Source organism: Variovorax sp. PEI5, from assembly GCF_056679935.1.
The window spans coordinates 1-20,853 of record NZ_JBWXPH010000002.1 but is presented as its reverse complement, the minus strand read 5'-3'; the positions used below and the strand labels follow the sequence as shown (position 1 = coordinate 20,853).

Genomic DNA, 20,853 nt, shown 5'->3' with positions numbered 1-20,853 from the left:
GGGGGTCTCTGCTTTCAATCGGCGGTGATGTTCTGCTGCTTCGCCAGCTTCTTCCAGCGCTCGACGTCCTGGGCGATCACCTCGCCGAAGGCGACCGGCGTCAGCGGCGTGGCGATGGCGCCCTCCTTCAGGAAGTTGGCCGCCAGCTCGGGCGTGGCCAGCGCGGCATTGACCGCGCCATTGAGCTTGGCCACCACGTCCGCGGGCGTGCCCACGGGCGCGAGCAGGCCCCACCAGAGGTCGAACTCGTAGCCGGGCACGGCGCTGGCCATGGGGGTCAATTCGGGCGCGATCGGACTGGGCTTCAGGCTGGTGATGCCGACGGCGCGCAGCTTGCCGCTGCGCACCATCGGCAGCAGCGACGGGCCGCTGGAGATCAGCAGCTGCGTCTGGTTGCCCACCAGGTCGGTCACGGCCGGCCCCATGCCCTTGTAGGGGATGTGCGTGATCTGCAGGTCGCCGACCCGGGCCTTGAGCAGCTCGGTGCTGAACTGGTTGACGCTGCCCGTCCCCGAGGAGGCGTAGTTGTACTGGCCCGGCCTGGCCTTGATGGCCGCGATCAGCTCGGCCGGCGTCCGGGCCGGGAAGTCGTTGTTGACCGCGACGATGAACGGCCCCTTGGCGAACATCGCGACCGGCGCGAAGCTCTTGACGGGGTCGAAGGGCAGCCTGGACTGGATCGCCGCGTTGGTCGTCATGCTCGACGACACGGCCACCAGCGTGTAGCCGTCGGGCGCGGCCCGGGCCACCTGGCCGGTGCCGGTGTTGCCACTGGCGCCCGGCCGGTTGTCGATGATCACCGGCTGCCCGAGCCGGTCGCCCAGTTCCTTGGCGACCTGGCGCGCGAAGGTGTCGTTGGAGCCGCCGGCCGGATAGGGCACGACGACCGTGATGGTCTTGGATGGATAGGTGCCCTGCGCCAGGGCGACGCCGGCCGGCCAGGCGCCGCAGAGCGCCAGGATCGCGCTCGCCGAGGCATGCCGCAGGAAGGTGGGGGAAAGGCTGTTCATGGGTGTCGGCTCCGGTTGTCTCTGGTTGTCTTTGCTTGTCATCGGGGATTCGAGAGGGGGGACGCGGCGTTTCTCAGGGCGGCAGCAATCCCAGGCCACGGGCGCTGGCGACGATCGCGCGGGCGCGGAGCACGAAGGGCAGATCGATCATCCGGCCGTCGACGACATAGGCGCCGACCCCCTGGGCATCGGCCTCGCGCGTGGCCTCGACCACCTTCAGCGCATGGGCGATCTCGGCCTCGGTCGGACGGAAGACGTCATTGGCGATCGCCACCTGGCTCGGATGGATGCAGGTCTTGCCCAGGAAGCCGAGGTCGCGCGCGAGTTCGGCCTCGGCGCGGAAGCCCTCGATGTCGCGGATGTCCGCGAAGGCGCCGTCGTAGGCATAGACCCCGGCCTCGGCCGCGGCCATGCGCACCGCGAACATGGCCTGCCGGATCGCCGACGGCTCGCGCCGCGAGATGCCCAGCGGCTCGAACAGGTCGCCCAGTCCGAGCTGCAGCCCGACCACGCGCGGATGCGACCGCGCCAGCTCGACCGCCGTGCGCAGGGCGCCGGGCGTCTCGATGTTGAGCAGCAGGCCGACCGGCACCGCGACGCGGTTGGCCCGCTCCGCGCGTTCGATCGAGGCCACGGCGGCCCGCACGTGGTCGGCGCTCTCGGGCTTCGGGAGATTCAGCACATCCACGCCCGGGTGCACGACGCAGCGCACGTCGGCCTCGAAGTGCGGCGTGTCCATGGCATTGACGCGTACGATGATCGTCTGCCCGCTGGCGACGACGCCCCCCGCGCGCAGGAACTCCCCGAGGATGCCCCGGGCCTCGTCCTTGCGCGACTCCGCGACGGCATCCTCCAGGTCGAAGGAGACGGCATCCGCGGCGCTGGCGAGCGACTTGGCGAACAGTTCGGCGCGCGAGCCCGGAACGAAGAGTTTGCTTTTCATGCGGGCAGTATCCGTGGCGCCCGGACCTCAACGAACACATCGTTTCTATGATCAGATGATAGAAAATGTGTGGTCATGGAAACCGAATACCTGCACAGTTTCCTGTTGGTCGTCGAGTCGGGCTCGATGTCCGAGGCCGCCCGCCGACTCAACCTGACGCCCGCCGCCATCGCGCAGCAGATGCGGACCCTCGAGCGCGAACTGGGCACCGGCCTGCTCGCCCGCGCCGGCCGCACCGTGCAGCCCACCGCCGCCGGTCATCTGCTGGCGCAGCGTGCCAGGGCGGTGGTGCGCGAGGTGGGCGATCTCAAGGTCCTCCTGGGCGCCGACCTGGCCGGCCGCGAGCTCACCATCGGCTCCATCAACACCGCCCTGCACAGCCTGCTGCCAGACATCCTGGCGCATTTCGTCCGCACGCACGGGAGCGTCAGGACCTTCCTGCATGCGGGCACCACGGCCACGCTCTACAAGGCCGTGCAGCAGGGCGAGCTCGACGCCGCCGTGTGTCTCTATCCGCCCTTCGCACTGGCCAAGACCTTCGGCTGGACATTGCTGCGCGAGGAGCCGCTGGTGCTGCTGGTGCCGCGCCGCCACGCGAAGTGCGATCCGCACGAGTTGCTGCGTGGCTCGCCGCTGATCCGCTACGACCGCAGCCTGGGTGGCGGCAAGCAGGCCGACCGCTACCTGCGCGCCGCGGGCATCGTGCCGCAGGAACGCTTCGAATTGAGCTCGCTGCTGGCCATCGCGATGATGGTGGATCGCGGACTCGGGGTCTCGCTGGTGCCCGACATCGCATCGCCCCTGCTCGACGGCCAGGACGTCGCCAAGATCGCCTTGCCCCTGCCCTCCGATCCACGGCGATTCGGCGTGCTGTGGCTGCGCGGATCGGCCCGCCTGGCGCTGATCGAGGGCTTCGTGGACAGCGCGGAAGCGGTCGTCGCGGCGAAAGCGGCACACTGACGGCGTCGACATTCCACCCCGAAACAAGACCCGGCATCCTCATGTCTCGTATGCGATACACCCCATTGCCGCTCGATGAATCGGCCCGTCTCGCCTCGCTGGCGGAATACGACCTCAAGGCGGACGACAGCGAATTGCGGCTGGATGCCATCGTCCAGCTGGCATCGAGATTGTTCGACGTGCCGATCGCCCTGGTTTCCATCGTCGAGCGCGAGCGCCAGTTCTTCTCGGCCCGAACGGGCCTGGATGTCTGCGAGACGGGGCGCGACGTGGCGTTCTGCGCCCACGCGCTGGAGCTCGACGACATCCTGGTCGTCGCCGATGCCAAGCTGGATCCGCGTTTCGCCCACAACCCATTCGTGCTGGGCCCCCCCTTCATACGCTTCTATGCGGGCATGCCGCTGGTCACGCCCGGTGGGCATGTGCTGGGCACGCTGTGCATCCTCGATCACCGCCCCCGCCATGGCCTGTCGACGCAGGATCGCGAGCACCTGAAGGCCCTGGCGAGCCTGGTGCTCGACAAGCTCGAGGTCCGTCGGCTGGCCGTCGCGCATCGCGCGGGCCAGACCCGCTTCGAGCAGATCGCCGCCACCTCGCCCGACGGGATCATCTGTGCCGACCACGAGGGTCGCATCACGTTCTGGAACTCGGCCTGCGAGCGGCTGTTCGGCTTCGAGGCGACGCACGCGGTCGGCTCGAGCATCGATCTGATCGTGCCGCCGCGGATGCGCGGCAGCCACGGCGCCGGCCTGCAGCGGGTCGTGGCCGGGGGTGCTCCGCGTCTGGTGGGAAGCACGGTCGGGCTGGATGCGCGCCACCAGGACGGCCGGGAGTTCCCGATCGAGTTGTCGCTGTCCGCGTGGAAGGAGGATGGCCAGGCCAGCTTCGGCGCCATCATCCGCGACATGACCACCCGCCGGGCCGACGAGGAGCGACTGTTCCAGCTCGCCCACATCGACAGTCTCTCGGGCCTGCCCAACCGCGGCGTGCTGCTCGGCCGGGTCGCCGAATGCCTGGATCGCCAGGAGCCGTTCGCATTGATGATGCTCGATCTCGATGGCTTCAAGGACGTCAACGACACGCTGGGCCACCGCGCCGGCGATCAGGTGGTCAAGGAGGTCGCCGCGCGACTGCTGTCGTGCGCCCGGCCGATCGATACCGTGGCTCGCCTGGGCGGCGACGAATTCGCCATCCTGATGCCGGGCGAGACGATCCTGAGCCGGATCGAGCATGGCGCGCAGTGCATGCTCAAGGCCATCGCCTCGCCCCAGGCCATCGATGCCCATCCGACCCACGTCACAGCGAGCATCGGGATCGCGGTGCATCCCGGCGATGGCGCCGACGTGGGCGATCTGCTGTCGGCGGCGGACCTGGCGATGTACGAAGCCAAGGCGCAGGGTCGCAACCGCGTGCGCTTCTTCAACACGCGGCTGAGGGACAAGGTCGTGACGCGACGCGCGCTGGAAGGCGAGCTCCGGCGCGCCCTCGAGCACCAGGAATTCGAATTGTTCTACCAGCCGCAGATCCGCGTGGCCGATCAGGCCCTGGTGGGTCTGGAGGCACTGCTGCGCTGGCGGCATCCGACCGAGGGTCTGCTGACGCCGGTCCGGTTCATCGCCGCCATCGAATCGGGCGCCTGCGCGGCCGAGGTCGGGCAGTGGGTGCTGGCGACGGCCTGCGCCTACGCGGTGGAGCTGCGCAAGGTGCTGCCCGACCTGGTCATGGGCGTCAACCTCTTCGGCGCCCAGTTCCAGAACGGGCAACTGGCCCACGACGTCCTGCGCGTGCTCGAAGCCACCGGTCTTCCGCCCCAGGCGCTCGAGCTCGAGATCACCGAGAACATCATCCTGGCGCACGACGAACTCGTGCTGGAGCCCTTGCGCGCATTGCGTCACCTGGGCGTGGGCATCGCCTTCGACGACTTCGGCACCGGCTATGCCTCGCTGAGCCTGCTCAAGCGCTATCCGCTGACGCGACTGAAGATCGATCGCAGTTTCATCACCGAGATCTGCAAGGACGAGGCCGATGCCGCGATCGTCAAGGCCGTCATCTTCCTGGCCGACAAGCTCCAGCTGCAGGTGATCGCCGAAGGCGTCGAGACCATCGAGCAGCGCGACTTCCTGCAGCGATGCGGCTGCCGCCACGTCCAGGGCTATCTGTATGGCAAGCCGATGGCCATCGCGGACCTGACGCATTTCCTCCAGCGGAAGGTGTTCGCCGCCTGAGGCGACTCGCCGGGCCGCCGACGGGCGCACGCGCCGCCCGCCTCAGGACGCATCGCCCTGCTGCGCGGTCACCCGCGGGACGTCCTGGTCGGCGTCGAATCGCAATCGGCCCGGCCAGGGCCTCCACGTCACGTCGAGACCGGCATGGTTCGGATCGCCATCGCGCGCGAAAGCGCCGAGCGCGTCCTGCATCACCCGCGACAGGGCCAGCCGGCCACGTTCGTTGGCCCGGGTGAACGAGATTCCCGAATACAGGGAGGGACCGAAATTGCCGAACACGAATGGCAGGTCGAAGGTATGCGCGGCTCCGAAGATCCTGTCGAAGGGCGCGGGAAGCCGGTCCCAGTCGAATTCATAGGCCCAGACGGCGGCCTGCCGGCCGCGCAGCGCATCCAGCGCGTCGTCCCGTATGGCGGCGAACCAGAGCCGGTCCAGCGCGGCCGAACAGGCACCGAAGCCCGTGATCGGCGCATCGACCGGCAGCAGCGCGCCGGGTATCCACTGCTCGATCGTCGTGCCTGGCGCGGCTTCCGGGTCGTAGTGCGCCACCAGCGCGAAGACAGCCGCATCGTCGAGCAGGCGTCCGCTGATGCCGCCGAACTCCGGGCGCAGGGCCAGCAGCTGCGGGAAGAGCCTGGTCTCGTCGCGGGCATGGCCGGCGAGCACCGGAACGTGGAGGTAGCGATCCGCGCGGATGGCGGCGATGGGGTCCCGCGCGACCACCCAGCCATCGGGGATCGGATTGGACGACGCCATGCCGCGCGCCGCGAGCCGCGTCCGCACCAGTTCCAGCACCAGGTCGGCCGGCATGCCCCGGAGCCACCCGCCCGCCGCCGCCGCGCCGGACTCCGCGACGAGTCGACGCGCGCCGGCCGCATCGGAGGCGCGCCCCTGGGCGACGAGCCCCTCGTCGAGCAGGGCGTCGCCACGCGCGGCCCACAGCGCGGCCGGCAGCACGCCCGCGATGGCGCCCTGGGGCAGCGAGGCGGCCGTCGAGATGCCGCCACTGAGCACCACGGCGCGGTGGAACAGGGGCCTGGCGCGCGCCACCAGCATGGGCGAGGTCAGGAGCGCATGGACATTCACGGCGCCGGCCGACTGGCCCATCAGGGTCACCCGGCCCGGATCGCCACCGAACCCGGCGATGTCGGCTTGCACGAAGGTCAGGGCCTTGACGATGTCGAGCAATGCGAAGTTGCCCGAATCCTCTTCGCGGTCGCCGTTCTTGAGCTGCGCCTGGTTCAGGAACCCGAAGACGCCCAGCCGGTAGTTGAGCGACACCACGACGGCATCCTGGCTGCGGGCGAGCGCCGCGCCGTCGTAGACGGGATCCGCCGTGTAGCCGGCGATGTTGCTGCCACCGTGGACGAACACGATGACCGGCCTGAGCACGGTCGCCGGCGCGGCGGGCGACCAGATGTTGAGCGTCAGGCAGTCCTCCGACCCGACGGTCCTGCCCAGCGTGGTCCCGATGCTGTCGTCGTGGCGATTGTTCAGGCCGGGCCCGTACAGCCGACCGGTCTGGACGCAGGCGGGTCCGAAGGCCGTGGCCGATCGGGGTTCGGTCCAGGCCCGCGCGTCGCGCGGCGCACGCCATCTCAGGTCCGCGACCGGCGCCCTGGCATAGGGCACGCCCTTCCAGCTCCAGGTGCCCGACGTCCGGCCGTCGTCGCTGCCGACGACCGGCCCCGCCGTCGTGCGGCGCTGCATGGAAGGCGCACCGCGCTCGATCGCGCAGCCACCCGCCAGCAGCGCGAGGGACATCGCCAGGCCGGCGGATGCCCGCCACCGCCAGGTCCGCCGCCCTGGCGGGACCGGCCCGGATGTCTCGTCGTCGGTTCTGGCATTCATGGCCGCCGACGTTATCCCGCCCGCCGCGTCCTGGACATTCAATCATCGTGAGGGATCGATCACGATGGGCTATGGGTCGTGGGGCCCTGTCCCGTCGCGGTCGGGGTCCGCGTCGGAGCGACGCCGTGCCATCCATCGGGTGATCCATGGATCGATCAATGAATCGGTCGATGGATTCGGGAGCGATCCGGAATACAAATGAATCGATCTGAAATTCTGATTTGCCCATGAAGTGTCCGCAGGCTTAGGCTGCCCCACCAAGAATCGGAGACACCATGACGAATCGGTATTTCATTCCCTGCGTCGCGTTGCTGGCCTCGGGCCTGCTGGCCTCATGCGGCGGAGGCGGCGGCGGTGGCGACGAAGGCACGCCGACGGGCGGTGGCACGGGTTCCGGCGTCGCCAAGGCCTGCGACGTCGACAGCTTCGCCCGCCTCGGGCTCGAGGGCGCCGTGGTCCGCAGCGCCAAGCCGGTGCCGGCGGGTGCCTATGTGCCGGCCACCGGTGCCCCGGCGCTGGCTGGATTGCCCGCCTTCTGCCGCATCGACGCCAACGCGAAGCCCAGCAGCGATTCGTCGATCGATTTCCAGGTCTGGGTGCCGCAGGGCTCGGGCTGGAACGGCAAGATGGTGACCACCGGCAATGGCGGCTACAGCCCGCAGCTCAGCTATGCGGACATGGCCTACGCGATGCGGCAGGGCTATGCCGTGATCGGCGGCGACACCGGCCACACCACCGAGGACATGGCCTGGGGCCGGGGACACCCGGAGAAGATCACCGACTGGGGCACGCGCTCCATCCATGCGATCACCGTGCCGGCCAAGCGCCTGATCACCGAACTGCAGGGCGTGCCCGCCCGGAAGGCGTACTACTACGGATGCTCCACGGGCGGACACCAGGGCTATGCCGAGATCCAGCGCTATCCGCAGGATTTCGACGGCGTCATCGCCGGTGCGCCGGGCGGCAATCGCACCCGGCTGAATGTCGAGTTCATGCACCGCTTCCTCTCAAACCGCCAGCCGAACACCAACACCCCGGTGATCCTGTCGGCCGCCAAGGCGGCCGCCATCACCACCGCCGCCGTCAAGGCATGCGATGCGCTCGACGGCGTGACCGATGGCGTGATGGAGGATCCGCGCGCCTGCACCGCCCCGGCGTTCGATGTGGCGTCCCTCTCGTGTGCCAGCACCGGCAACGCGGGCAGCTGCCTGAGTCCGGCGGAGCTCGACGTGGCCCGGAAGATCTACGCGGGTCCCCGCAGCCCCACCACCGGCGCGCAGATCTATCCGGGTCTGGTGGTGGGCACCGAGTCCGGCTGGCCCGGCTACTGGGGCTCGACTGAGCCGGTGCGCTCCGACTACTGGCGGCTGTGGGTCCACAACGATGCGGCATGGAACTGGTGGAGCTTCGACTACGACCGGGATCTGCAGCTCGCCGATGCCCTGGTGAGCCCGCTGGTCGATCAGGTCAACCCCGACATCGAGGCCTTCAGGTCGCGTGGCGCGAAGGCGATCGTCTACCAGGGCTGGGCCGATCCCGTGGTGAATGCCGCGGACACCATCGCCTACTACGAGCAGGTCCGCGACCGGCAGGGTTCGCAGGCGGCCACGGACGACTTCTTCCGTCTCTTCCTGGTTCCCGGGATGGGCCACTGCTCCGGCGGCACCGGCACGTCGAACTTCGGCAACGCGGGCGCGTCCTCGCCCGTCGTCGATGCCGATCGGGATCTGCTCTCGGCGCTGGATCGCTGGGTGGATCAGGGCGTGGCGCCGCAGCGCATCGTGGCGACCCGTGTCGTGGGCGGCGTCGCCGGGCGGACCCGCCCGCTGTGCCCCTATCCGAGGAAGGCCGTCCACGTCGGCAGCGGCAGCACCGACGACGCGGCGAATTTCACCTGCGTCGCGCCGGCCGCCGTCACCGGCGCCAGGGCACCGGGCTAGCCCGCCGGTGCCATCGCCGCCGCCGGTCGCAGGCGCTCGGCGATGCGGCCGACCGCCGGCAGCGCCAGCACGGCCAGCAACTCGATGAGCAGGCGCTCCCGCGGGGTCCAGGCCTGGTTGCCACCGAGCACGTTGAAGGTGGCGAAGCACCGGCCGCCGGGTTCGACCAGCGGCACGTTGACCACCGCGTGCAGGCCCATGGAACGGATCAGGGCGGCATCGTCGAACACGGCGGCGAGGGCATCGTCGCCCTCGCCCACGAACACTTCGGCCTGCCGCAGCAGCTGCCGCGTCCAGGGCGTGAGCGTCTTGCGCTTGCGGCCCGCCACCGGATAGTGCGCCGGCCGCGAGGACCAGGCGCGCTGCAGCTCGACCACGCCCGGTGCCGCCTCCGGCGAGGTGACGTCCAGGTTGATGGTGAGCAGGCCGTCGCCCAGCAACTGCTGGCGCACCGCCTCGACGATGGCCAGGGCCGCCCCGGGGTCGGCCGCCCGTGGCAGGTCGTGGCTCAGCAACCGGCAGATGGCGGCCGGGAGTGCCAGGTCGGCCGGCTCGGTGGATGCCTCATTCATTCTTGATGCCCAGGTCGCGGATGGTCTTGCCATAGCGCTCGGCGTCCTTCTTCAGGATGTCCGCGAACACCGCGGGCGTGGTCCTGACGACCTCGACGCCGATGCTGTCCATGCGGGCGCGGATGGCGGGATCCGACAGCGCGGCATTGGTCGCCTCGTTCAGCCGGGCGACCAGGTCCCGGGGCATGCCGGCGGGGCCGAAGAGGCCATACCACACGCTCAGCTCGTAGCCGGGCAGGGTCTCGGCGACGGCCGGCACGTCCGGCAGCAGGGGCGAACGCTGGGCCTCGGTGACGGCCAGCAGCTTCAGCTTGCCGCCCTTCACGTGCGGCAGGGTCTGGGTGCCGGCCGAGAACAGCACCTGGGTCTGGTCGGACACCGTGTCGAGCACCGCCGGCGCCCCGCCCTTGTAGGGCACGTGCACCATCTGCACGCCGGCCGCCTTCTCGAACAGCACCGCGCTCAGGTGGTTGGTCGAGCCGGGGCCGGCGCTGGCGTAGTTCAGCTTGCCGGGATTGGCCTTGGCATAGGCGATGAACTCCTTGACGTTCTTCACCGGCACCGAGTTGCTGACCACCATGGTGTTGACGACGTTGGCCATCTGCGCGATGGGCGTGAAGTCCTCGACGCCCCGGAAGGGCATCTTCTCCATCATCGCGGGATTCATGGCGTGGGTGCTCATCGAGCCGACCAGCAGGGTGTAGCCGTCCGGCCTGGCCTTGGCGACGAAGTTGGAGCCGATGTTGCCGGAAGCGCCCGCGCGGTTGTCGACGATGACCGGCTGGCCCATGGACCGGGTCAGCTGTTCGGCCAGGGCGCGGGCCAGGATGTCGGTCGAACCGCCGGCGGCCCAGGGCACGATCAGCGTGATGGGCTTCTCGGGATAGGCCGCGAAGGCCAGGCCCGCGGTGCCGAGGAGAGCGGCGGCCAGCAGGCCGCGTCGGAGGATGGAAGTCATGGGAAGAGCCCGGAGTTGGAAGTGGATGGAAAAGAGCGGAGAAACGGTTCAGCGGCCCACCGCGTAGCCCTGCATGCCGCGCGGGTTGGCGCCCGCGCGCAGCAGCAGGCGGCCCCGGGCGTCGCGCTCCTGGGTGCAGGCCGACATGCGGCTCTCGGACCAGGGTTCGCCCACGCGCACCTCGTGGCCGGCGGCGCGCAGGGCCTCGATCTGCGCCGGATCGAAACGCGATTCGACGGTCAGGCGGTTGAGGGTGGTCGGGCGCGGCCAGAAGGACGCCGGGAAGTGGTCGACGTGCCAGGCCGGGGCATCGATGGCCTGCTGCAGGTTCATGCCATGCACCGCGTGGCGCAGGAAGAAGGCCGGCGCCCACTGGTCCTGCTGGTCGCCGCCCGGCGTCCCGAAGGCCATGTAGGGCCGGCCGTCGCGCAGCGCCATCGAGGGCGACAGCGTGGTGCACGGCAGCACGCCGGGGGTGACGGTGTTGGGCAGGCCCTCGTCCATCCAGGTCATCTGCAGCCGCGTGTTGATGGCGAAGCCGAGCGCGGGAATGGTCGGGCTGGACGACAGCCAGCCGCCCGACGGGGTGGCGGCGGCCATGTTGCCATGGCGGTCGATGACGTCGATGTGGCAGGTGTCGCCGACGAAGACCTCGCGCTCGGCCCACTCGGCCACCGGCGGCAGCGCGGCGAAGGTCGGCTCGCCGATGCCGAAGCGCACGTCGGCGGTGCGCAGGGTGCGCGCCGCGACGTCGAGGTCCGGCAGGCGGGGCTCGCGGCCGCCCGGATGGCCGGGCCGGAAGTCGGTCGCGGCGCGCTCGCCGGTCTCGGCCCAGCGCGCGCGCAGGTAGTCGTCGGTCAGCAGCGCGGCCTGCGCCGCGGCCGAGGCGCCCGGCGCGGCGCCATACCAGGCCGCGCGGTCGGCCATGGCCAGCTTGGCGGCCTCGGCGATGCGATGGACGAAGCCGGCGGTGTGCGGCGCGTGCCGCTCCAGGCCGGCATGGCGCAGCATGCCGATCTGCTGCAGGAAGGCCGGGCCCTGGCTCCAGAAGCCGCACTTGGCCAGGGTGTAGCGGCCGAAGTCGATGGTCAGCGGCGACTCGACCGTGGCCCGCCAGTTAGCCAGGTCGTCGTAGCGCAGCAGGCCGCCATGCGACTCGCCGCTGGAGTCGCGCACCCGGGCGGTGCGGTAGTAGCCGTCGATCTCGGTGGCGACGAAGCCGCGATACCAGATGTCCACCGCGGCATCGATCTCGGCGATGCGCCCCGGCCCGCGGCGCTGGGCCTCGCCGACCAGCCGCTCGTAGGTGGCGGCCAGCACGGGCAGGCGAAAGAGCGCTCCGGGCGCGGGCACCCGGCCGTCCGGCAGCCAGGTCGCGGCCGACGATGTCCACTGCTCGCGGAACAGGTCCTGCACCGCGTAGATGGCCTGCACCGCGCGTTCGATCAGCGGAAAGCCGTCGCGCGCATAGCCGATGGCGGGCGCCAGCACCTCGGCGAGCGACCAGGTGCCGTGGTCGCGCAGCACCCGCATCCAGGCCCCGAACGCGCCCGGCACGGTGGCCGGCAGCAGGCCGATGCCCGGCACCTGCTCGAAGCCCAGGCGCCGGAAGGCCTGCGCCGAGGCCTCGGCCGGCGCCACGCCCTGGCCGTTGACGGCCAGCATGCGTTGCTCGGACTCGCTCCACAGCAGCAATGGCACCTCGCCGCCCGGGCCATTGAGGTGCGGCTCGACCATCTGGAGCACGAAACCGCCGGCGACCGCGGCGTCGAAGGCGTTGCCGCCGCGCTCCAGCACGCCCATCGCGGTCTGCGAGGCGAGCCAGTGGGTGGACGAGACGACGCCGAAGGTGCCGGTGATCTCGGGGCGGGTGGTGAACGTGCTCATGGTGGTGCGGTCGGTCGGATGTGAGGGAGCGAAGCATGAAATAGACCAAGGGGCATGTCCATGCATGACACAATGTCCTTTCTGCTATGTCTTCATCGTCGATGCGCATGCCACCCGCTTCCCTGCCCGATGCCATCGAGAACCGGCTCAAGCTGCGCCACTACACCCTGCTGATCGCCCTGGCGCGGCATCGCTCCGTCACCCGGGTGGCCGAGCTGCTGGGCACCAGCCAGCCGACCGTGACCCGGGCATTGGCCGACATCGAGGAGATCTTCGGCACGCTGCTGTTCGTTCGCACCGGTCGCGGCCTGGAGCCCACCGTCGCGGGCGAACTGGTCATCGCCCGTGCCGGCTGCACCGTGGCGGAGAACCAGGCGCTGGTTCGGGAACTGGACAGCGTGCGGGTGGGACGCCAGGGACGCCTGCGGCTGGGCGTGCTGCCCTACGCCTCCGATCGGGTGCTCGACCTCACCTGGGGGCATCTCTTCGCCTATCAGCCACGCATCACGGTGGAGTCGGTGGAGGACCTCACCGGCAACCTGCTGCGGGCACTGCGCGAACGCTCGCTCGACTGCGCCATCTGCCGCTTCTCGCAGGCCGAGGTCGACGACGACATCCAGCAGGTGCTGCTCTACCAGCAACGGCCCCGCCTGGTGGTGGCCCGGCCCAGCGCGGCGCGGCTGGGCGGCTATCCACGGATCGACATCGCCCAGCTGTCGGACATGGACTGGCTGTTCCCCCCCACCGACACCCCCATCCGTCAGGTGATCGACGCCTTGTTCGCCAGCGCCGGCAAGCGCTCGCCCGTGCCGCTGCTGGAGGCCTATGCCGTGCGCACCCTCGCTTCGGCCCTGCGGCGGCTGCCGCGCGGGGTCACCGTGCTGCCGGACGACATCGCCCAGGCGGTGGCGCAGGATGGCGCCGGCGAGGTGCTGCCTCAGGCCCTGCCCTGGTCGCTGCCACCGGTGGGACTGGCCTGGCTCAAGGGCTCACCCAAGGAGGCGGTGATCAGTGGCCTGCGCGATGCGATCCTGGCGGGCCTGCGCCCGGGCGCTTAGGCACGGACGTCCAGGCGCCAGGCGCGGCCGTCGATCCGCTCGAATCAGCTACTGGGCCGTGGCACCGGATCGCCGCACCGCATCGCCCCACCTGACGATCTCGGTCTGGATGAAGCGATCGAATTCAGCCCCGGTGGACGGCGCCGCGATCGATCCACGGTCACCGATGAAACGCGCCATCGACTCGGATCGGAGGATCTCCGTGACCTCCTGATTCAGACGCGCGACCACGTCGGGCCGCGTCTGGGCGGGTGCCATCAGGCCCAGCCACCCCACGCCTTCGAACCCCTTCAACGCGGCGATGCCGGTCTCGCGCATGGCGGGCACCCCGGGCAGTTGCGCAGAGCGGTTCACCGAGGTCACGGCCAGCGGCACGGCGCGGTTGCTCTGGATCAGCGGCAATGCCGAAGTCACCGAGTCGACCATCAGCTGCACCTGTCCCGCCATGAAGTCGGCCTGTGCCGGACCGCTGCCCCGATACGGGATATGGGTGATGAAGGTGCCCGTGGCCGCCTTGAACATCTCGGCCGACAGGTGCTGGGTCCCGCCCACGCCGGCACTGGCGTAGTTCAGGACGCCGGGTTCGGCCCTGGCGCGCCGGATCAGGTCCTGGATGGAGGTGATTCCGGAGGCCGGCGTCGCCAGGAACACCAGCGGGACCTTGGCGATGAGCGTGATGCCGGTCAGGTCGTTCTTGACGTCATAGGGCAGGGTCTTGTAGAGCGTGTGATTCACGGCCATGGCGCTGCCCGCCACCAGCAGCGCGTAACCGTCCGCGGGCGCACGTGCCACCATCTCGGTCCCGATGTTGCTGCCGGCACCGCCCTTGTTGTCGACGATGACCGGCTGACCCAATCGCTTGCCGAGTTGTTCGGCCAATGCGCGAGCGAAGATGTCGGTGGCCTGCCCGGGCGGGAAAGGCACCACCAGGCGGATGGGCCGTTCCGGCCAGGTCGCCGACGACGCGATGGGGCTGAATGCGGCGCCGAGCGCCGCGACCGCGAAGACGCGCAACAAGGTATGTCTCTTCATTCTTTTTTTTCCGGTCCTGTTTGTTCGTGGGGTCGAGGAAGCGAACGGTATTCTCGCCTCGGGCGGCTGGCGGACAGCGGCTGGCGGACAGTGGCCGCCCGACGGCCGCACGGACCGCTGTTGCCCGGCGTTCGCGTTGATGAGGAATCACCCGATCGGCCATGTCGCCGGTCCGCACCGCAATGACATCCACGCCCTTCATGCTGCCGCTGCCGCCGCTCAATCCCCTCAAGGCATTCGAAGTCGCCGCGAGATGGCGCAGCATCACCCGGGCGGCGGAGGAACTCCACGTCACGCCGGCGGCGGTCAGCCGCCAGATCCGCTCGCTCGAGGATTTCCTGGGCGTGCAGCTGTTCGATCGCACGGGCGGACGCTTCGTCCTGACCGAAGCGGGCCGGCGCTATCTCGAAGCCATCTCGCCCCTGCTGGTCGGGCTGCGCGAAGCGACCAACGCGGTCATGGGAGGCAGCTTCCGGCGGCATGTGCTGCGACTGCGCTCGCCGGCGACGCTGGCCGTCAAATGGCTCATCCCGCGTCTGGCCGGCTTCCATGGCGCGCATCCGGACATCGACGTGCAGGTGGCGACGTCCTCCACACCGCTGGACTTCGACCGCGAGGAACTCGACGGCGGCGTGGAACTGGGCGATGGGTCGCGGCCCCGGATCCATTCGCGGCGGCTGCTGGACAACCAGCTGCTTCCGGTCATGGCACCGACGGCCGGTTTCGCGCTACCGTCGACGGCCGCCGATCTCCGGCGCTGCGTGCTGCTGCACTCCCTGGCGCGCCCCGACGACTGGCGCCTCTGGCTCGATGCCGCGGGAGCGACGACCGTCAACGCCTATGCCGGGATGAAATACGAGACCTCCCTGCTTGCCTACCAGGCGGCCATGGAAGGCCACGGGATCGCGCTGGCCCAACGCGCGCTCGTCGCACGGGAGATCGAGCGCGGCGAGCTGGTCGCGCCGCTGGACTTCGTGCTCGACCGACACGGCCATACCTACCATTTCGTCTGGCCCGCCGATCGTCCACCTTCCATGGCGCTCGTGGCCTTTCTCGATTGGCTGGCATCGACATAAAGTCAAGGGACCGTCCCGAAAAGTCGTTTGCCGCCGCCGTCGCCCCTCCATACGCTTCAGCCTTCCCAACGAAGAAGCACCCGACGTCATCCGTCGGGCCGGAGAAGGATGATGCGAGACAGCCTGTCCGGACTGCGTGTGCTGGACTTTTCACATGTGGTCGCCGGACCCGTCTGCGGCATGCTGCTGGGCGACCTGGGCGCGGATGTCAGCAAGATCGAGCCGCTGGGGGGCGAGCTCGGGCGAGCGATCGGCCCGCCGTGGCAGAACGGCGAGAGTCTCGTGGCGCTGAGCGTCAACCGCAGCAAGCGCGGTCTCGCCATCGATCTCAAGAGCGAGGCCGGCCGGGCCGTGGTGCGCAGGATGGCGCTGTCCGCCGATGTGGTCCTGGAGAGCTTCCGCCCGGGTGTCATGGCCCGCTTCGGACTGGATTACGAGTCCCTGCGGCACGACCACCCACGCCTGGTGTACTGCTCGATCTCCGCCTATGGCCAGACCGGACCGGGGCGCGACAAGGCCGGCGTCGATGGGATCATCCAGGCGGCCTCGGGCCTCATGAGCATGCTGGGCGCAGGGGAAGGCGAGCCTTGCAAGGTCGGCATTCCGGTGGCGGACATGAGCACCGGCTACCTGGCGACGATCGCGACGCTGGCCGCGTTGCACCAGGTCCGCGCCGGCGGCCAGGGCCAGCATCTGGACCTGAGTCTGTTCAATTCGACCTTGATGCTTCAGCAGGTGGGACTGGCCTTTCACCTGTCCACGGGCGAGGAGCCCGGCCGGCTCGGCAGCGCCGCGCCCTATGCGGCGCCCAACGAGGCCTATCCGAGTGCCGACGGCTGGTTGATGATCGCGGCCTACCACCCGGAGCGGTGGCGCCGGTTCTGCGGCCTGGTGGGCGCTCCAGGCCTTCGTGAGGACCCCAGGTTCGCCACCAACGACGACCGCGTGGCCCACCGCGCGCTCCTGCACGCCGAACTCGACCCGCTGCTGCGGCGCCACGGCACGGACCACTGGCTCGCGCTCCTGAGCGAAGCCGACATCCTGTGCGCGCCGATCGCCAGCTATGGCGATGTGTGCGGCTCGCTCGAATACCGCGCGAATGGCGTCGAGATCACGACCGAGCATCCGATCGCCGGTCCCGTGCGCATGCCGGGCCTGGCGATCGGCACCGATCGGGCGACGCCCTACCGAGCCGCGCCGATGCTGGGACAGCACTCCATGCGCATCCTGGCCGACTACGGCATTCCAGCCGCCGAAGCCCTGGCGCTGCATGCGAGCGGCGCCCTCGTCGCCCAGGATCTGCCGTCGGACGCATCGGCCTGACACCACATCCGCCAACCATCGAATCGAGACATCATGAAACCCGTCACCGACACGCCACTCGTCACCCGCCACACCGAGGACGGTGTGCTGACCCTCACGCTGTCCTCCGCCGAACCCGGGCACCCGCTGACCGTCGCCATGACGGCGGCGCTGGCCTCGGCGCTGGAGGATGCCTCGCGGCAGCCGGACGTCCACTGCGTGCTGCTGCGGTCGACCGGCCGCCACTTCTGCAGCGGCGGCAACGTCAAGGACATGCGCGACGGCGCCGACCTGATGCAGGGTGGCGTGGAGGAGGTGCGGGAACGCCTGCGCAGGAGCCTGCACCGGATTCCCCTGGCGATCAGGGCCATCGACGCACCGGTCATCGCCGCGGTGCAAGGCGCGGCCGTCGGCGCGGGCTGCGACCTGGCCCTGATGTGCGACCTCCGCATCGCGGCGGACGATGCCCGCTTCGCCGAGAGCTTCCTGCGCATCGGCCTCGTCTCGGGCATCGGCGGCGCCTGGTTCCTGACCCGCATCGTGGGCCTGGCCAAGGCCCTGGAGATGACGCTCACCAGCGAGTTCCTCGATGCCGGGACGGCGCTGCGCCTGGGCATCGTCTCCGAGGTGGTGCCGCGCGAGGACCTCCATGGCACGGCGACCGCGTGGGCCAGGCGCATCGCGTCCAACCCGCCGAACGCCCTTCGCATGGCGAAGAAGCTCGTACGCGAATCGGCCACCTCGTCGTTGGAAGCGACCCTGGAGATGGCGGCCTCGATGCAGGCGATCCTGCTTTGCGGGGCCGAACACAAGGAGCGCGTCGCACGCTTCCTGGAACGCCCGGCGGCGCGCGACTGACCGCTCGAGCGCACGACGCCATGGAGACCCCCATGAACAAACTCATGTCACGCCTCGCATCCGCGACCGCCTTCTGGGCCACGCTGGTCTCGACCGGTGCCGCCCTCGCCCAGGCGCCCGACTACCCGAACCGCCCGATCACCTTCCTGGTGCCGTTCGCCGCCGGCAGCGCGACCGACCAGATCGCCAGGGCTATCGCCCACTCGGTCACGACCCAGACCCGGCAGCCGGTCATCGTCGACAACCGCGGCGGCGCCAGCGGCCTGATCGCGGCGCAGGAGGCCGCGCGCGCGGCAGGCGATGGCTATACCGTGCTCATCACGACCAACACCACCCAGACGGCCAATCCGCACCTGTTCAAGAAATTGCCCTATGACCCCGAGAAGGACTTCAGGCCGGTCACCGGCCTCGGACGCGGCGGCCAGGTGTTGGTCGTGCGGGCCGACGCGCCCTACAGGACCGTCGCGGACCTCGTCGCCAGGGCACGCGCCGAGCCGGGTCGGCTCAGCTTCGGCGCCGGCAATTCATCCAGTCGCGTGGCCGGTGAACTGTTCAAGCAATTGAGTCGCACCGACATCCTGTACGTCCCCTACAAAAGCAATCCCAATGCGATCACCGATCTGCTGGGAGGCCAGATCGACTCGATGGTGGTCGACACCATCACCGGCCTGCCACACATCGAGAGCGGCAAGCTGCGTGCGCTGGGCGTATCGACCACCCGCCGTCTGGCTCGGCTCGCGGGCACGCCCACCATCGATGAAGCGGGCGTGAAGGGCTACGACATCGGCTACTGGTTCGCCGCCTACCTGCCCGCCGCGGCGTCGCCTGCGGTGGTGGAGAAACTGCGCGCACTCCTGATCGATGCCACCCGCAGTCCGCAGGCGAAGTCGTTCTTCGACGCGACCGGCACCGAGGCCTGGACGACCACGCCGCAGGAACTGGCGCAGTTCCAGGCGCAGGACTCGCGCAAGTGGGGCGGCGTGATCCGCGCCGCCGGCATCCAGCCGGAGTGATGACCTCGCCGATCAGACGGAGATCGAGACCGTCCCCGCGGGAGATCGGTCCTGCACGGGCAGCGGTTGCTGGGCGCATGTTTCGGAGAATCAGGCAAGCATGCCAGACGATTCGACATAGGCGACGCCACCCTGCCTCCCTACGATTCAGGCCATGAACATCTCCAAGCTCTTTTTCATCAGCGGCGTCAGCAGCGGCTTCGGGCGCGCCATTGCCATGGCCGCGCTGTCCGCAGGCCATCAGGTCGTCGGTACCGTCCGCGACGAAGAGGCACGTCGGCTGTTCGATGCCTTGCAACCGGGCCGCGCCCATGCCCGCCTGCTCGACATCACACAGTTCGAAAGGATCGAACCCGTCGTGGCCGAAGTCGAGGCCTCGATCGGCCCGATCGACGTGCTGATCAACAACGCTGGCTATGGGCATGAGGGAATCATGGAGGAATCGCCCATCGAGGAGATGCGCAGGCAGTTCGACGTGAACGTCTTCGGCGCCGTGGCATTGGCCAAGGCGGTGATCCCTGGCATGCGTCAACGCCGTGCTGGTCGCATCGTCAATATCACTTCGATGGGCGGCTTCATCACCATGCCAGGCATCGCCTACTACTGCGGCAGCAAATTCGCCCTGGAAGGCATTTCACAGGTGCTGGCCAAGGAGATGAAGCCGTTTGGCGTGGCCGTCACCGCCGTCGCGCCGGGCTCGTTCCGCACCGACTGGGCCGGGCGCTCCATGGTTCGTTCGGATCGCACCATTCCTGATTACGACGCGCTCTTCGATCCCATCCGCCACGCGCGTCACCAGAAGCACGGCAGACAGCTCGGTGACCCAGCCAGGGCTGCGGCCGCCATCCTCGAACTTGTCCAGATGCAGGATCCACCTGTGCAGCTGTTGCTCGGCAGTGACGCCCTCGGGCTCGTGCGGGAAAGGCTCAGAGACATGGAATCCCAAATCGCCGCCCATGAAGCGCTGACGTGTTCCACCGACAACGCCTGGCAGTGCGTCGGGGACCGGTACGCTCGGGTGCCATGAAGCAGACCCTCGGGCACGACCGGGCAACGATTCGCCAGCGCACAGTCTCCCTGATGCGCAGGCTTGCGCCGTCGGAGGGCTACACCGCGACGCCGGTCTCGGGCGTGCGACTGCTGCGTTCGGATCGTCCACTGAAGACCACACCCGTCCTGTACGAGCTGTTTACCTGACGCTCGACCTGCCGGTGGTCGCTCGGATCGCGATCCAACTCGACGATCTGCTCGGTCCGCCCGAGCAGGCACCGGTCAGCCTGCTTTCGACTCCCATCGACGAGGATCTGTCCGCCTGCGTCCTGCGTTTGCTGGAGGTCATCGGCTCGCCCGTCCAAGCCGCGATCCTGTCCCCTGGAGTGATCCAGGAAATCTACTTTCGCGTCCTGAGCGGAACGCAAGGCCCCGCATTGCGGGCGGCGTTGTCTGACAAAGGCCGCGTGGCACGAATCTGCAAGGTGCTGCAACGAATCCATGGGGCATACGCCGAATCGTTCGCGGTCGACACCCTGGCCTCCGAGGCCGGCATGAGCGTCGCCACATTCCACACGCATTTCAAGGAAGTGACCCATGCGTCCCCGCTCCAGTACCTGAAATCGCTACGCCTGCACAAGGCCCGGCTCCTGATGCTGCGGGAGAACATGACGGCCGCTGCTGCGGCAGTGCATGTGGGCTACGAAAGCGCATCACAGTTCAGTCGCGAATTCAAACGTCTTTTCGGTTCGAGCCCGGCTTTGGAAGTCGCGCGCCTGCGAAGCGCTTACGCCATGCCGGAGATGCCTGGGCCGAAGCAGTGGATCTCGTCGCATTGATGCGCTCGTCCCATGCTGGATCGTCCCCGATCTCCTGGAGCGTGTTGTGAACTTTGACTTGGTCGGGCTGGGCCCATCGGTATCCTGGCGCGATGCCGAGAATCGCTTTGATAAGTTAACGGCAGCCCGGAACAATTCATTCTTCAAGCGACATCCGCGTCAGATTTCGTTGCCTCGGGCAATCGACTTGCCAGGACTTTATCAATCGTCTTGCCATCCATGTCGACGATCTCGAACCGCCACCCTTCCCAATCGACCGTATCAGCCACTTTGGGCAACCGTCCGGTCAGCAGCATCATCATGCCGCTGAGGGTGTGATAGCGACCCCGGTCCTCTTCA

At 69.1% G+C, this 20,853-nt stretch carries 17 protein-coding genes and 1 pseudogene; 10 read left to right on the top strand and 8 right to left on the bottom strand.

What is annotated here, in order from left to right; genetic code table 11:
* Positions 1-14 precede the first annotated feature (14 nt).
* Together AC1MLT_RS16595 and AC1MLT_RS16590 are read right to left on the bottom strand one after the other, a co-directional pair.
* Positions 15-1,010, bottom strand: coding sequence for a tripartite tricarboxylate transporter substrate binding protein (locus tag AC1MLT_RS16595; RefSeq protein WP_481035119.1), 996 nt, complete (start codon positions 1,008-1,010; stop codon positions 15-17).
* Between the two features lie 73 nt (positions 1,011-1,083).
* Entirely contained in the window at positions 1,084-1,953 is an 870-nt protein-coding gene (locus AC1MLT_RS16590) for an HpcH/HpaI aldolase/citrate lyase family protein (RefSeq protein ID WP_481035118.1), read from the bottom strand.
* A 75-nt stretch (positions 1,954-2,028) separates the two neighbouring features.
* On the opposite strand from AC1MLT_RS16590, the gene AC1MLT_RS16585 reads away from it, so the two are divergent.
* Positions 2,029-2,913: a LysR family transcriptional regulator gene (locus AC1MLT_RS16585; protein ID WP_481035117.1), complete on the top strand. Its 885-nt coding sequence runs from the start codon at positions 2,029-2,031 to the stop codon at positions 2,911-2,913.
* Between the two features lie 41 nt (positions 2,914-2,954).
* Positions 2,955-5,138, top strand: a complete 2,184-nt coding sequence (locus AC1MLT_RS16580) for a putative bifunctional diguanylate cyclase/phosphodiesterase (protein ID WP_481035116.1) — start codon at positions 2,955-2,957, stop codon at positions 5,136-5,138.
* Between the two features lie 42 nt (positions 5,139-5,180).
* Here the strand turns inward: AC1MLT_RS16580 and AC1MLT_RS16575 are convergent, their stop codons facing one another.
* Entirely contained in the window at positions 5,181-6,902 is a 1,722-nt protein-coding gene (locus tag AC1MLT_RS16575; RefSeq protein ID WP_481035114.1) for a carboxylesterase/lipase family protein, read from the bottom strand.
* Positions 6,903-7,264: 362 nt separating this feature from the next.
* Here AC1MLT_RS16575 and AC1MLT_RS16570 point away from each other — a divergent pair, with 362 nt between their 5' ends.
* Positions 7,265-8,929 carry a tannase/feruloyl esterase family alpha/beta hydrolase gene (locus AC1MLT_RS16570; protein ID WP_481035113.1) on the top strand — a complete coding sequence of 555 codons (1,665 nt, stop codon included), beginning with the start codon at positions 7,265-7,267 and terminating at the stop codon, positions 8,927-8,929.
* Here AC1MLT_RS16570 and AC1MLT_RS16565 read toward each other — a convergent pair.
* Genes AC1MLT_RS16565 through AC1MLT_RS16555 form a run of 3 tightly spaced genes read right to left on the bottom strand, consistent with a single transcriptional unit; the run spans position 8,926 to position 12,346 of the window.
* The gene (locus tag AC1MLT_RS16565) at positions 8,926-9,501 is read right to left on the bottom strand and encodes a GAF domain-containing protein (protein ID WP_481035112.1); all 576 of its coding nucleotides are present in this window, start codon (positions 9,499-9,501) and stop codon (positions 8,926-8,928) included. The two genes, AC1MLT_RS16570 and AC1MLT_RS16565, sit on opposite strands and share 4 nt — an antisense overlap.
* Positions 9,494-10,459, bottom strand: coding sequence for a Bug family tripartite tricarboxylate transporter substrate binding protein (locus tag AC1MLT_RS16560; RefSeq protein WP_481035111.1), 966 nt, complete (start codon positions 10,457-10,459; stop codon positions 9,494-9,496). Before AC1MLT_RS16560 ends, AC1MLT_RS16565 begins: the two co-directional genes overlap by 8 nt.
* A gap of 48 nt (positions 10,460-10,507) precedes the next feature.
* A complete protein-coding gene (locus AC1MLT_RS16555; RefSeq protein WP_481035110.1) occupies positions 10,508-12,346 on the bottom strand; it encodes a gamma-glutamyltransferase family protein in 1,839 nt (612 codons plus the stop codon).
* A gap of 107 nt (positions 12,347-12,453) precedes the next feature.
* Here AC1MLT_RS16555 and AC1MLT_RS16550 point away from each other — a divergent pair, with 107 nt between their 5' ends.
* Positions 12,454-13,404 (top strand): LysR family transcriptional regulator, encoded by a 951-nt coding sequence (locus AC1MLT_RS16550; RefSeq protein WP_481035109.1) that lies wholly within the window; start codon positions 12,454-12,456, stop codon positions 13,402-13,404.
* 48 nt (positions 13,405-13,452) lie between these two features.
* Here AC1MLT_RS16550 and AC1MLT_RS16545 read toward each other — a convergent pair whose 3' ends face one another.
* Positions 13,453-14,436: a tripartite tricarboxylate transporter substrate binding protein gene (locus AC1MLT_RS16545; RefSeq protein ID WP_481035107.1), complete on the bottom strand. Its 984-nt coding sequence runs from the start codon at positions 14,434-14,436 to the stop codon at positions 13,453-13,455.
* 182 nt (positions 14,437-14,618) lie between these two features.
* Here AC1MLT_RS16545 and AC1MLT_RS16540 point away from each other — a divergent pair, with 182 nt between their 5' ends.
* The 6 genes and pseudogenes from AC1MLT_RS16540 (at position 14,619) to AC1MLT_RS16515 (ending at position 20,514) form a co-directional block, all read left to right on the top strand.
* On the top strand, positions 14,619-15,512 hold the full coding sequence (locus AC1MLT_RS16540; protein WP_481035105.1) for a LysR substrate-binding domain-containing protein: 894 nt from the start codon (positions 14,619-14,621) through the stop codon (positions 15,510-15,512).
* A gap of 108 nt (positions 15,513-15,620) precedes the next feature.
* The gene (locus AC1MLT_RS16535) at positions 15,621-16,835 is read left to right on the top strand and encodes a CaiB/BaiF CoA transferase family protein (RefSeq protein ID WP_481035104.1); all 1,215 of its coding nucleotides are present in this window, start codon (positions 15,621-15,623) and stop codon (positions 16,833-16,835) included.
* A gap of 33 nt (positions 16,836-16,868) precedes the next feature.
* Entirely contained in the window at positions 16,869-17,672 is an 804-nt protein-coding gene (locus tag AC1MLT_RS16530; protein WP_481035102.1) for an enoyl-CoA hydratase-related protein, read from the top strand.
* A gap of 32 nt (positions 17,673-17,704) precedes the next feature.
* Positions 17,705-18,685 (top strand): Bug family tripartite tricarboxylate transporter substrate binding protein, encoded by a 981-nt coding sequence (locus tag AC1MLT_RS16525; RefSeq protein WP_481035101.1) that lies wholly within the window; start codon positions 17,705-17,707, stop codon positions 18,683-18,685.
* Between the two features lie 154 nt (positions 18,686-18,839).
* Positions 18,840-19,712 (top strand): oxidoreductase, encoded by an 873-nt coding sequence (locus tag AC1MLT_RS16520; RefSeq protein WP_481035100.1) that lies wholly within the window; start codon positions 18,840-18,842, stop codon positions 19,710-19,712.
* A pseudogene (locus tag AC1MLT_RS16515) lies at positions 19,709-20,514 on the top strand (AraC family transcriptional regulator). The gene AC1MLT_RS16520 and the pseudogene AC1MLT_RS16515 overlap by 4 nt, the downstream one beginning before the upstream one ends.
* 143 nt (positions 20,515-20,657) lie before the next feature.
* Here AC1MLT_RS16515 and AC1MLT_RS16510 read toward each other — a convergent pair.
* Positions 20,658-20,853 (bottom strand): transporter associated domain-containing protein (locus AC1MLT_RS16510; RefSeq protein ID WP_481035099.1); only part of this gene is annotated, 196 nt, incomplete at its 5' end.